This window comes from Klebsiella sp. BIGb0407, assembly GCF_024807845.1.
Lineage (GTDB): Bacteria > Pseudomonadota > Gammaproteobacteria > Enterobacterales > Enterobacteriaceae > JGM124.
On sequence record NZ_JANUEQ010000001.1, the window covers coordinates 745,336 to 757,171 of the forward strand.

Below are 11,836 nucleotides of genomic sequence, written 5' to 3' on the forward strand. Positions count from 1 at the left end.
ACAATAAAAAAAGGCCTATCATTACGATAGGCCTGCGATTAGCTCGGTTATATATGCGTTCATTCTATTGGCTCACCCTTCTCAGCCCATTTTCGCGTTACTGCAAGTAGTGCCAGTAGCTGGTCTTTATCAATCTCAATATATCCGCTGTTATTAGACAGTGAGATAACCTCCCCGTCTTGCATTACGCTAAAACCAGGCGCATTTTCAGTGTCAAATATAGTCATAATTCCACCTCTGAACGGTCATACAAACAAAATAACCATACCAATCTAAAGGATATTACAGCTTCCACAATCAGACGCTTCTTATGTTCAGAATATTTTTTAGTAAACCATTAACTCCTTGCCTCTCAGAGCGTCTCTCATTTTCCACAAACTGTTTTAGCTTTAAAACTGGAACAGTTCTGAATTCTCTGTAAACTACCGGTCTCTCGTACTAGCTATGTGGACTAAAAAATGAATTTCTCGTCAATTGAAGATGTCAGAAATCGTATTGATCAAATTGACTGTGATTTGGTTAAATTGGTAGCAAAACGGGGTGAATGTGTCAAAGCCGCTTCGGTGTTCAAAACCGATAGTTCAGCTGTTCGTGCTCCAGAGAGAGTTCAGCAGGTAATAGATAAAGTACGTAAGCAGGCAGCTGACGAGGACCTTTCTGAAGACATCATTGAAAAAGTCTATCGAGCCATGATCGATGCATTTATCGATTATGAGCTCGAGCAATATAATCAGCTACAACAAGAAAAGAGCTAATATCGTCGGTCTGACAGGTAAGGTACGCTATGACCTGTTAGAGATGTACACTCAATATTTTCAGAGAAAAACGATGCCACTTATTTCACAACGCGTAGAGTCTGCCCGCAACGGCACCAATGACAAGGTCATTGGTCGAATGAAATCAGGCTGGGCCGTTATGGGCGATGTACAATTTCTGCAGGGCTACTGCCTTCTTTTACCCGACCCCGTGGTACCGAGCCTGAATGATTTGGATACCGAAGCGAGAAAACAATATCTTCTTGATATGGCAAGCCTGGGCGATGCCGTTCTGGCGGCAACCAATGCACTGCGAATGAATTACGAAATTCTCGGGAATTCAGAACCAGAACTCCACTGCCATATATTCCCGCGTTATGCCTCTGAAGAGGAACACAGAAGAAAGATGCCGGTTTGGTTTTACGACTGGAAAACGGCAACGCCCTACTCTGAACAGCAACACGGGGAATTACGACAGCGCATTGCCCGACAATTAGACGAATCAGGTCATTAATAAAATTACAGCTTATAATATAATAGAAATGAATATTCTTCCAAAACTGGCGATGATTACATGGTTCCTTTAAAATTATCACGCCAGGTTTTTGGCGATACTTTGTATTTTTCTTTGAATAATTTACTGAATAAAGAATGATTCACAAAGCCACATAGCCAGGATATTTGTTCTATTCTTAACGTTCTGTTATTTTCTAATAGTTCCCGCGCTGCATTTAAACGTACACTTTTAATCACCAGCATCACCGATGTACTCTGTTCATTAAATGCCCGGTCAAGACTGGCTCTTGAACAACGGAGTATTTTAGATATTGAATCTGGTGATAATTCATGCTGACCGAAGTGCTGTTTAATATACGATTTAGCGCTATTGAAAATATGATTCTGTTTGCCTTCTGAAATCATACCTCGTTCTTTAGCCACATCTGCCATCATCAACAGCGCCATATGGTGAAGGTTATCAACGATGAGCGCTGTCTCTTTAGAATTTAAACTAGCTCGTTGGTTATCCAAAAGTAACATATGGGACTTCAGAAACTTTGCCAGATGATGATTATCCAGAGAAATAGCATGCTGGTCCAGTTTACTGGTAAGAATTGTTTTTATCTGATCACTATGTGGAATAATATAAAGCTCTTTGACCTGTGTAGACTGATACTGGCAATAATCATCACGCAGATGCAGTATTAATTTCCCCTGATCAACTTGAGTATTTTTGTTGTGTTCCCGACCATTAATTATTTGGTTCCCTTGAGTAATCATGGAAATATAAATCATCGGGTCCTTCGCTTTGTGGGGATCGAAGATAATGTCATTCTTTGAACCAAAGGCGCTGCAATAATGTCCCATTACTCCGGATATTGTTTTATGCACCGCAATAATATCTTCTGGCCGTCTATTATCTACTACATCGATACCATAGCAGCTAAGATTAGCGGCTATCTGGCTAACGCGCTCTTCTGGTTCAATATCTTTAGCATTCAGGACATGTGGAACGTAAAGCGCCGAAGGTCTGGGCATAGTGGTTTGCTATCCAAAGTTCTTTTCAGGTGAAATGCATTGTCCCTTCAATATAAGAATAATCTCACTGAAAATCTACGGAAACGAATCCGGATAGCAATAATTTTACATACTTTTTTCAAATAACGATAATTTCGTTGTTTATCAAATAGTCAGGTTATTTTGGTTTTCTACGCCCCCTCTGTAAAGCATTCCCGATACAAGTAACGCGGAATACCCGCGACGTCGGGGCGAAAAACATATAAATCCCCGGCATCCGGAAAGTCAGCCAGTTCCGAGGGGGTCATAGCGAAACGTGCGGTGGTAATAAATAAGGTATCCAGATTCGCCCCACCAAAACAGCAACTGGTAGGCCGTGGTACCGGCATCAGGAGATGATTGCTCAACTGCCCTTCGCTGTCATAGCGTAACAGGCATCCGCCATTAAACTGACATACCCACAATCCTCCAGCCCGGTCCAGAGCTATGCCATCCGGGCGACCGAGTTCGGCAGGGGTCCGGGCAAAGAGCATCACTGCGCCGAGCTCTCCCTCAGCTGAATAGGTGGTGCGAAAGATTGAGCGAGCAATAGAATCGACAAAAAATAGCGTGCCCCCATCTTCCGACCAGGCCAGACCATTGGGTAGCGCCACGCCCTGGAGAATAATTCGGGCATTGAGTTCACTGTCATAGCGGTACAGCGCGCCCGCTCTGCGATTCGGACCTTCATCCATAAGGCCGGTGACAAAGCGTCCCTGAGGATCACAAGCGCCATCGTTGAAGCGATAACTTGCCCCTTCACATATGGCAGGTGTGCGCCAGTATACCTCTTTGGTTTTCACATTAAGCATGCCAGTACTGGTATTTTCTGTGAAGATGAGATTACCCGTATCAGTCAGACTCAAGGCACCGATTCGTGCCGCCGATTGATAAAGGGTTTCAACCCGAGCCTGTGGGCGTAACACCTTAATCTCTCCTCCAGAGATATCGATGAAGTACAGAAGTCCGTTACGCTCATCCCACACCGGACTCTCACCAAGAGAGGCGCGAATTGATGCGACCTTGTGTACGTCTCCTTGATTATTCATCACCGAACTCCTTGATAAGCGGCCAGTTCCGGGCTATGTCGTCAACGCTATCACAGGCGACCCGGCCCAGATTGACAGGATAATCCACGCCCGGGTTCTCACAAAAACGCGTTGCGGTGAACTGACCATTGCTGGCCCGCAGAATGACGCCCGTGTCATGGCACAGAGCGCTTGCGAGATACAGTACGCCAGGCGCTACCCACTCAGGCTTAAGGTTGTCGGGGGGTTGAGTGACTCCCCACATACGGGTTTTGGCAACAGGTGATATCGCATTGACCAGTATCCCGTGCGGTGCACCTTCCATACTTAAGGCATTCATAATGCCCACTTGCGCCATTTTGCTGGCGGCATAAGCCGTCAGACCTGGCTGGGCATACTGCTGGTACATAGCGCGATCGGATGTATTCAGCACGACTCGTGCGGACGAAGAGTTTTTGAGGTGTTCCCAGGCATGCTTGCAAAGCCAGACAGGTGCACGCACGTTAATGCCAAGGGCGCGCTCAAGAAAATCACTCTCCTGCTCCTCAATAGACTGATAACCAACCCAGCCAGCATTGTGGATCAGAATATCCAGCGCGCCAAAGTGCGTAATGGCCAGACTGACAAGTTGCTGGCAGCTAGCTTCATCATCAAGTTGTCCACTGTGTGTTATGAGTTGTCCGTTAGCGGCCAGCAGACTGTTCGCCGCTTCAGCGATAATGCTATCGTCAGCCCCCTCACCCACTCTGTCAGTACCGAGATCGCTGGCAACAACATTCACTCCACGGTCGAGCAAAGCTTGGACATAGGCTAGTCCTAGTCCCTGCGCGGCACCCGTGACGATAGCAACCTTACCCTTGAAAATCCCGTCTGTTTGAAATTGGTCCGACACCATCTGGTTTCTCCTTCAATCTGAAAACCATGATGATGGAAGCACTGCTCTCGCAGGTAAAATATATTATTTATACTAAATTAAGATCTAAATTGTCTTAATTGGCATGGATGATGCCATTGAAGTACGTACTTCATCGATAAGCCTGTCCCGGATAACGCAGGAATCATGCTCTCGCCATCCCATCAGCAACTCTACATAGCGCAATTCATCAGGAGCATCTACCTCAATGGGCCTGAACATCACGTCCTTGCGGCTATCCTGTGCCAGTGAAGCGGGCAAGAGTGCAATACCGAAATCACCCGCTACCAGCGCTATTAGCGTCTGGAGTTGACGTGCCTGCTGGGCAATACGCGGTACGAAGCCTGCTGCCTTGCAAAGTTCAATAAGCTGATCGTGAAAGCCCTGTCCCAGATGCCGGGGTGATAAGACAAAGGCATCGTCTTGCAAAGCGGCCAGTGGGATAGTTTTACTGCCTGCAAGACGATGGCTTACTGGCAACGCCACAACAATCGGCTCACGGAAAATAGTCTCAAATCGTAAGCCCGGTGCTGTTCTGCCGGATAACCTCATAAATCCGATGTCTGCACGGCCATCTTCGAGTGCTTGTACCTGCTCTTGCGTTGTCGCCTCGTGCATTGTGAAAGCGATGGCTGGGTATATGTTGCGGAAACGTCGCAGAACATCCAATAGTGCACTGTAGGGCGCGATATTGATGAAGGTCAGGGTAAGATGTCCTTCAATTCCTTGTGAAATTCGCCGGGTCTGCTCCACACTCTCATCAAGTAGATTCAATATCTTCCGTGATGACTCCAAAAAAGCCGTGCCTGCAGGTGTAAGAGATACGCGCCGATTGGTACGTTCGAACAGCGCCGCACCTATCCCCTCTTCCAGCCGGCGAATAGCCTGGCTCAAAGGGGGTTGCGCCATATGCAGCCTTTTCGCCGCACGGTTAAAATGCAGCTCTTCTGCGACGGCAATAAACTGGTGAAGCAGTCGGGTTTCAATCATAAGAGTGACATCATGTGATTATTAATATTTAATCCCGGGCGACTATTCACCGGGGCGGACACGGTAGGTTTTATAGGTTCGCTCCCGATGCTCCTCTTCGGTTCTTTCAGGATGAAGGTGATAGCTGGGTGCCAGTATTTTACTGACTTTCTCAACGGTAAGCAGAATGATGTTTCTCACCACGTATTCGGCGGTAAGCCTGTGGGATAATGACGACTTGAGTCGCAGGTAGTTTTCATCATCCGGAGTATATAACCGTGCGGTTCCGGTGATTTTAAATCCGCTCTGACTGAATATATCAACGAGACTAAAACAAACCGCCGGGTTATTTTTTATATTTCTTACGCTGACCGGTGAAGCAATATCCGCAATAACAATATGCTCGTCATCATATAAAGAGAAGATCTCTTTAGGAGAGACGTTGGGTTTTCCTTCTTTATTTGCTGTCGCCAGCCAACAGAGTACGGATTTGTCTACACAAGACTTAACATCTGCATTCATTTTCATAGCAACTCGATTTTTATCAAAAAAAACATAATAGTAGTACTACATGTCTTTAACAATACGGTATTCCTCGAGCTCCTGCCTAAGACAAATTTTCGTCACTATTCGGCATCATCAGGTTTATTGGTTGATGATTTATGTCATGCTTCACTTGCCAGCCACTTTGTCACAGTTTAACTTGATAACAATGCCGGAAGGCTGAAGGCTCAGAGGAACGCTGGAAAGGATTTAAGAAGGCAAAAAAGACGTTTAACGATAAAAGCCACACAAAAACACGGCGTTTAGCCGGTTTTTGTGACAATTATCGATCATGGATGGCAAACAACAACGAATTACGCTGATGGTTGATTGAGTGCTTACGAATAGCGTAAATACGCAAGTTACGGCGGGACTGACTTTCCAGCCAGCGTGCTCTGCGGCGTTGATTTTGACGCTGCATACGCCAGCGCCCGACTTCAGTTCTGCTACGTCTCATTTTTATAACTCTATTTTTCGAAGAAGACCCGCTATTATAGATCCATCCATCGGGCAAGCCACTCGTTTTAGGTATTATTTTGATATATAAAAGAGACAACTCTGCCTGTTCGCTTGTTTTTCACGCTTTAACGGGATTTTTTAGCGTATGACAACTATTTTTAGCATAATAAGCTGGCTCATCATTCTGGGATACTGGCTGATCATCGCTGCTGTCACGGTGCGCATCTTGATGAAGCGTCGTCAGGCGACGTCAACCATGACTTGGTTGCTGATTATTCACATTCTGCCCTTGGTCGGAGTCGTGACTTATTTGCTTATCGGTGAACTTCATCTGGGCAAAAAACGTGCTGAACGCGCCCGGGCCATGTGGCCGTCAACTCAAAAGTGGCTTCAGGATCTGAAGGAATACGATCGTATTTTCGCCAAAGACAACAGCGACGTTGCCAGCAATCTCTTTAAACTCTGTGAACACCGCCAGGGAATTGCCGGTATTAAAGGCAACCAGCTGCAATTATTCACTGAGTCAGAAGACACCATGAACGCGATGATCCGGGATATTCAGCTGGCCCGGCATAAAATCGAGATGGTGTTTTATATCTGGCAACCCGGCGGTATGGCAGATCAGGTGGCAGAAGCGCTGATGGCAGCGGCCAGAAGAGGTATTCACTGTCGTCTGATGCTCGACTCAGCGGGAAGCAAAGACTTTTTCCGTAGTCCCTGGGCGAAAAAAATGCGCACCGCGGGAGTTGAAGTGGTCGAGGCATTAAAAGTGAATCTGATGCGTGCTTTCCTGCGCCGTATGGATTTACGTCAACACCGTAAAATGGTGATGATAGACAACTTTATCTCTTATACCGGCAGTATGAATATGGTTGACCCTCGCTACTTTAAACAAGATGCGGACGTCGGTCAGTGGATAGATTTAATGGCCCGTATGGAAGGCCCTATCACTAGCGCAATGGGGATTGTTTACTCTTGCGACTGGGAAGTTGAAACCGGTCAGCGTATCCTCCCTCCACCGCCAGACCAGAATATTATGCCGTTTGAAGAGGCGACCGGACATACTATTCACACTATTGCTTCAGGCCCTGGTTTCCCGGAAGACCTTATTCATCAGGCGTTGCTGACTGCCACTTATTCGGCGCGGAAATATTTAATTATGACCACGCCTTATCTGGTTCCGAGTGATGACTTACTGCATGCTATTTGTGCCGCGGCACAACGTGGTGTAGAAGTCAGTATCATTCTGCCACGCAAAAATGACTCCGTTCTGGTGGACTGGGCAAGTCGAGCCTTCTTTGGCGAATTACTGGAAGCGGGCGTAAAAATTTATCAGTTTGAAGGCGGGCTGTTACATACCAAGAGTATTCTGGTCGACGGTCAGCTTAGTCTGGTCGGAACGGTTAACCTCGATATGCGTAGTTTGTGGCTTAACCTGGAAATTACCCTGGTCATTGATGATACCGGTTTTGCCAGTGATTTGGCTGCGGTACAGAGTGACTATATTTCTCGTTCACGACTGCTTGACCCGGAAGAGTGGAAGAAACGGCCATTCTGGCACCGCGTCACCGAGCGACTATTTTACTTCTTTAGTCCATTACTGTAGAAGTGGCAACCAAAGCATCCGAATAAGTGAGTATAGAGATGGAATCCGATATGGACTTAAATAACCGCCTGACTGAAGACGAAACATTAGAGCAGGCGTACGATATTTTTCTTGAACTGGCAGGTGATAATCTCGATCCGGCAGATATCATTTTATTTAACTTACAGTTTGAAGAGCGCGGTGGCGCTGAGCTGTTTGACCCAGCAGAAGACTGGAGCGAACATGTCGATTTCGACCTAAACCCGGACTTCTTTGCTGAAGTGGTTATCGGCCTCGCTGAAAGTGACGGTGAAGAAATTAATGATATCTTCGCGCGCGTTCTGTTATGCCGTGAGAAAGATCATAAGTTATGCCATATCCTGTGGCGTGAATAACGACCCGCAGATACCCGAAGGGGGAAACCATGGTTTCCCCCTTCTCTTTTGTACGTCTTATTTCTTCTCCGGCACCGGTAAATGTTCACCGCAGGTTTTACAGTAGTGTGCGCTGGGCTCGTGTTCATCCTCATGGCAGCGGACACAAGCTCTGAGACGATTTTTCTTCTGCATGTCTTGTGACATTTGTGCCGTCAGAATACCTGTCGGGATCGCCACCACTGAGTAACCCACTAATATCAGCACTGATGCCATAAAACGCCCGAATGCGGTATGGGGAACAATATCGCCGTAACCTACCGTTGTCACCGTGACTATCGCCCAATAGACCGATGCCCCCAGACTATCAAAACCGTTGGTCTGCCCTTCTATTCCAAACATCATCGCACCTGATGCTACCATCACCACAATGATAAACGAGAAGAACAGGATCAGCTGGTGGCTGGCGTTAACAATGCTTTGCTTCAGGCTTTGCAAGGCTGGCATATAACGGAGCAACTTCAGAATACGTAACACACGGATGGCACGCATCGAGCGCCAGGCAAAATAATAATGGACCGAGAATTCTGGCCACAACCACAACACATAAAGCGGTATCGTGGTGGCGAGATCAATAAAGCCCCAGAAGCTAAAGATATACCGTGCGGGTTTAGGCCAGCTGATCACCCTCAGAATATATTCAAGCGTAAACATCAGGGTAAAAAACAGTTCTACGCCAATAAAAATGTACCATTCATCCAGACTAAGGGAGGTATCTTTACCGATACTGGATTCAATAAAAATAACCACTACACTCAGTAGCGCCAATACGCCACAGAAGGCTTCCACGCATCGTCCTGAGCGTGTTGCCGGGTCAAAAAGATAACGATACATCAGATGGCGAAGTGATGAAAAATGCCTGCGCACAGGGGGCCTCACAGATAAAAAGACCAGCGATAATGACTGGTCAAAGATGTCCAGTAAACGGAATTGATGTGAGGGTTATTAAACGCTGAAAAACAACGGATTGGTAGTGATTATTAGTATGTGGCTCAGTGTGGCATAAAGTGATGCGCTGTTCAGGATATATCATCGAACCCTGAGGGTATATCCCTTGAATATACCCTTAATCAGTAGCGATTTATACGACAGGATCTTTATGTGTCATCGTCATCAGCGTTTTATCATTAAGGCTGTATTTGCGCATAATGACGACCAGTAAGGCGACCAGCACCGCCGGGCAAACGGTGAATAGCAGTCTGATCATCTCCAGTGCAGAATCAGATTGTGCTGTCGCCCCGCCCACATAGTTGCCCCAGGCAAGCAGGTAACCAACCAGCGCCCCACCAATAGCAATACCTAATTTAATCGCAAACAGATTGGTCGAGAAGACGATACCACTCAGTTTCTTGCCACTCTTTTTCTCTATCGCATCAACAATGTCAGACAACATACTCCACTGCAAAGGTGTCGCAGCCAGCTGGATAATATTAATAATAATAACCAGGGCAAAGATGGTAATGACATTGCTCCCCGGAATAAAATACATCCCTAAAAGTAATAATGCTTCAAGTAACATCGCGGCCTTGAAGCCTTTCACTTTATCGATATTCTTAAACACACGCGCAGAAATCATGGCCCCAAAGACACCTGATGCTAATGTCGCAGTCAGCAACATGCTGGCGAGTTCTGGCCGATTCATGACGCTGTTCACAAAGTACAGCGTGGTACCGCCCTTGAATAATACCGCGACCAGATTAACGACATTCAGAGCAAAAAGAATGCGCCAGTCTTTATTTGCGGCCAGGGTTTTAAGATCATCGAGAATACTGTTCTTTTTGGCTAATTCAATATCGGTAGTAAAGCGTTCTTTGGTCAGACCAAAGCAAATGAAAAAGAGGATGATACTGAGTGTTCCCATCACCATCATGGTATAAAAATAGCCATTTTGTAGATTGCCTTTGCCGAGATAAGCAACCAATGGCAAAGCCGTGATAGAAACAATCAGTCCACCAAAGGTACTGAGAGCAAAGCGCCATGATTGCAAAGAAACACGCTCTCTTGAATCATTAGAGATATTATTGATCATGGCACAGTAAGGCACATTAATCGAAGTATACACCAGCGATAATAAGGTATAGGAAACATATGCATAAATAAGTTTCCCGCCGTAGCTCAGATCCGGTGTATAAAAGGTTAAACAGCACAGAACACCAAAGGGAATAGCAAACCATAATAAATAGGGACGGAACTGACCAAATTTAGTTTTGGTTCTGTCGGCAACCGCACCCATTAATACATCCGTAACCGCATCCACAACACGCACTACAAGAAACATCGTCCCCATATGCGCGGGGCTCAAACCAAAAATATCGGTATAAAAATAGGCCATAAATAGCATGACAGTCTGCCAGACTAAATTACAACCGGTGTCGCCAAGACCATAGCTTATTTTTTCTTTTACACTTATTGGCGTGCTGTTCATAAAGACTCCATCGGGTCATCGGATAAAAATAACAAACTCACTTTTTACGTTTTATAAGTTATTGCTAAGTCTGTTTTCGTTATGTATAAATAATCCCGTCTAATATAAGAAGAGTGTACTCAGTGAGTGACGAATCTCCCGTTTTTGAAAAAATACCCGTCAGGACCGGCGAGCTGTTTACTTTCCGCGCCGACTCTCTCAATGATTTCAATGGCATAGAAGTTGTTCCCCATTATCATATGATGCACGAGTTAATGTGGTTCAGACAATCTGGGGGTAGCTTCACCCTGGGTAGTGAAAAAATAACAATTAAAAACAATAGCCTGGTCTTTGTTCCTGCGTTAATGATCCACGAAATGAGCTTACCTGCACAAAGCCAGCATGTCCGTTATCTGCTGCAGTTTGAAAAAGAGTGGCTGGAAGAGTACGACCTGGCGTCCGACTCATTACAGTGCGGCGCGGTCGCGATCCTTGGTGATAAAGATGCCGATCGCCTTGAAACCTTGTTTAACTGGTGTGGAGAATTCACGGATTTTACAGACCCCCTTTTCCGCTCATTAATTAAAAACATCTTACTGCATGCCTTCAATGAACTGAAAACATCGGTTCACATCACTGAAAGAACCAATAATGATCATCTTGCTGAACTGATTAACTTCTTGAAGGACATAGATAAAACAGAAAATTATGAAATCACCACCGAGGCCGCTGCAATAGCCTGCAACTGGTCGAAGTCCTGGTTTTCAAAAATATTTAAAATGACCTTCGGCATTAGTTTTAAAAAATTTATGCTTCTGAGGAAACTGAATATTGCCATAACCTTATTGACGAATACCGACCTGCGAATAAGTGATATTTCTGAACGCTCAGGTTTTACCGATAGCGCTTATTTTTGCCTCAAATTTCGTGAAATGATGAACAATACCCCTCTTTCTTTCCGTGAAAAAGTAAGAACCACGACTCAGGTAGGTAAAGAACGAATCGCTCATAAAACGCTATAATTCATTTTTTCAGGATTATTTAATCCGTCATGATATTAGCGATTCTTTTTTCTGTGAATATGATCACCTGTTGTGTAGACACTTCTTATATTATGCGACCGGGTTTTATATACCGACTCATCATCAGCGACGCTAAAATTTCTGGTATCAAAAATCGTTAATTACAGCTA

At 45.4% G+C, this 11,836-nt stretch carries 14 protein-coding genes; 5 read left to right on the top strand and 9 right to left on the bottom strand.

The window, feature by feature from the left end:
• Positions 1-59: 59 nt before the first annotated feature.
• Positions 60-227 carry a hypothetical protein gene (locus tag M2387_RS03535; RefSeq protein WP_259047215.1) on the bottom strand — a complete coding sequence of 56 codons (168 nt, stop codon included), beginning with the start codon at positions 225-227 and terminating at the stop codon, positions 60-62.
• A gap of 231 nt (positions 228-458) precedes the next feature.
• On the opposite strand from M2387_RS03535, the gene M2387_RS03540 reads away from it, so the two are divergent.
• Together M2387_RS03540 and M2387_RS03545 are read left to right on the top strand one after the other, a co-directional pair.
• Entirely contained in the window at positions 459-755 is a 297-nt protein-coding gene (locus M2387_RS03540; RefSeq protein ID WP_259047216.1) for a chorismate mutase, read from the top strand.
• Between the two features lie 73 nt (positions 756-828).
• Positions 829-1,269, top strand: coding sequence for an HIT family protein (locus tag M2387_RS03545; protein WP_259047218.1), 441 nt, complete (start codon positions 829-831; stop codon positions 1,267-1,269).
• A gap of 56 nt (positions 1,270-1,325) precedes the next feature.
• On the opposite strand, the gene M2387_RS03550 is transcribed toward M2387_RS03545, so the two are convergent.
• From M2387_RS03550 to M2387_RS03575, 6 genes are all read right to left on the bottom strand, one after another.
• Complete coding sequence (locus M2387_RS03550) at positions 1,326-2,291, bottom strand: helix-turn-helix transcriptional regulator (protein ID WP_259047219.1); 966 nt, start codon at positions 2,289-2,291, stop codon at positions 1,326-1,328.
• A 170-nt stretch (positions 2,292-2,461) separates the two neighbouring features.
• Positions 2,462-3,358 carry an SMP-30/gluconolactonase/LRE family protein gene (locus M2387_RS03555; RefSeq protein WP_259047221.1) on the bottom strand — a complete coding sequence of 299 codons (897 nt, stop codon included), beginning with the start codon at positions 3,356-3,358 and terminating at the stop codon, positions 2,462-2,464.
• On the bottom strand, positions 3,351-4,232 hold the full coding sequence (locus M2387_RS03560) for an SDR family NAD(P)-dependent oxidoreductase (protein ID WP_259047223.1): 882 nt from the start codon (positions 4,230-4,232) through the stop codon (positions 3,351-3,353). The genes M2387_RS03555 and M2387_RS03560 overlap by 8 nt, the downstream gene beginning before the upstream one ends.
• An 84-nt stretch (positions 4,233-4,316) precedes the next feature.
• On the bottom strand, positions 4,317-5,240 hold the full coding sequence (locus M2387_RS03565; RefSeq protein WP_259047224.1) for a LysR substrate-binding domain-containing protein: 924 nt from the start codon (positions 5,238-5,240) through the stop codon (positions 4,317-4,319).
• A 42-nt stretch (positions 5,241-5,282) separates the two neighbouring features.
• Positions 5,283-5,747 carry a pyridoxamine 5'-phosphate oxidase family protein gene (locus M2387_RS03570; protein ID WP_259047226.1) on the bottom strand — a complete coding sequence of 155 codons (465 nt, stop codon included), beginning with the start codon at positions 5,745-5,747 and terminating at the stop codon, positions 5,283-5,285.
• Positions 5,748-6,045: 298 nt separating this feature from the next.
• The gene (locus M2387_RS03575; RefSeq protein WP_259047227.1) at positions 6,046-6,219 is read right to left on the bottom strand and encodes a YciY family protein; all 174 of its coding nucleotides are present in this window, start codon (positions 6,217-6,219) and stop codon (positions 6,046-6,048) included.
• Between the two features lie 147 nt (positions 6,220-6,366).
• On the opposite strand from M2387_RS03575, the gene cls reads away from it, so the two are divergent.
• Complete coding sequence (cls, locus tag M2387_RS03580; RefSeq protein WP_259047228.1) at positions 6,367-7,827, top strand: cardiolipin synthase; 1,461 nt, start codon at positions 6,367-6,369, stop codon at positions 7,825-7,827.
• 50 nt (positions 7,828-7,877) lie between these two features.
• Positions 7,878-8,201 (top strand): HI1450 family dsDNA-mimic protein, encoded by a 324-nt coding sequence (locus M2387_RS03585; protein ID WP_211990858.1) that lies wholly within the window; start codon positions 7,878-7,880, stop codon positions 8,199-8,201.
• Between the two features lie 57 nt (positions 8,202-8,258).
• On the opposite strand, the gene M2387_RS03590 is transcribed toward M2387_RS03585, so the two are convergent.
• Positions 8,259-9,107 (bottom strand): ion transporter, encoded by an 849-nt coding sequence (locus tag M2387_RS03590; RefSeq protein ID WP_259047229.1) that lies wholly within the window; start codon positions 9,105-9,107, stop codon positions 8,259-8,261.
• Between the two features lie 214 nt (positions 9,108-9,321).
• Positions 9,322-10,665 carry a glycoside-pentoside-hexuronide (GPH):cation symporter gene (locus M2387_RS03595; RefSeq protein WP_259047230.1) on the bottom strand — a complete coding sequence of 448 codons (1,344 nt, stop codon included), beginning with the start codon at positions 10,663-10,665 and terminating at the stop codon, positions 9,322-9,324.
• A gap of 122 nt (positions 10,666-10,787) precedes the next feature.
• On the opposite strand from M2387_RS03595, the gene M2387_RS03600 reads away from it, so the two are divergent.
• The gene (locus tag M2387_RS03600; RefSeq protein ID WP_259047231.1) at positions 10,788-11,666 is read left to right on the top strand and encodes an AraC family transcriptional regulator; all 879 of its coding nucleotides are present in this window, start codon (positions 10,788-10,790) and stop codon (positions 11,664-11,666) included.
• The last annotated feature ends 170 nt before the right edge of the window (positions 11,667-11,836 follow it).

Coding starts and splice junctions, on each gene's coding strand:
- M2387_RS03545 (WP_259047218.1), top strand. CDS start 829: ATGCCACTTATTTCACAACGCGTAGAGTCTGCCCGCAACGGCACCAAT.
- M2387_RS03575 (WP_259047227.1), bottom strand. CDS start 6,219: ATGAGACGTAGCAGAACTGAAGTCGGGCGCTGGCGTATGCAGCGTCAA.
- M2387_RS03555 (WP_259047221.1), bottom strand. CDS start 3,358: ATGAATAATCAAGGAGACGTACACAAGGTCGCATCAATTCGCGCCTCT.
- M2387_RS03570 (WP_259047226.1), bottom strand. CDS start 5,747: ATGAAAATGAATGCAGATGTTAAGTCTTGTGTAGACAAATCCGTACTC.
- M2387_RS03540 (WP_259047216.1), top strand. CDS start 459: ATGAATTTCTCGTCAATTGAAGATGTCAGAAATCGTATTGATCAAATT.
- M2387_RS03560 (WP_259047223.1), bottom strand. CDS start 4,232: ATGGTGTCGGACCAATTTCAAACAGACGGGATTTTCAAGGGTAAGGTT.
- M2387_RS03535 (WP_259047215.1), bottom strand. CDS start 227: ATGACTATATTTGACACTGAAAATGCGCCTGGTTTTAGCGTAATGCAA.
- M2387_RS03585 (WP_211990858.1), top strand. CDS start 7,878: ATGGACTTAAATAACCGCCTGACTGAAGACGAAACATTAGAGCAGGCG.
- cls (WP_259047228.1), top strand. CDS start 6,367: ATGACAACTATTTTTAGCATAATAAGCTGGCTCATCATTCTGGGATAC.
- M2387_RS03595 (WP_259047230.1), bottom strand. CDS start 10,665: ATGAACAGCACGCCAATAAGTGTAAAAGAAAAAATAAGCTATGGTCTT.
- M2387_RS03550 (WP_259047219.1), bottom strand. CDS start 2,291: ATGCCCAGACCTTCGGCGCTTTACGTTCCACATGTCCTGAATGCTAAA.
- M2387_RS03565 (WP_259047224.1), bottom strand. CDS start 5,240: ATGATTGAAACCCGACTGCTTCACCAGTTTATTGCCGTCGCAGAAGAG.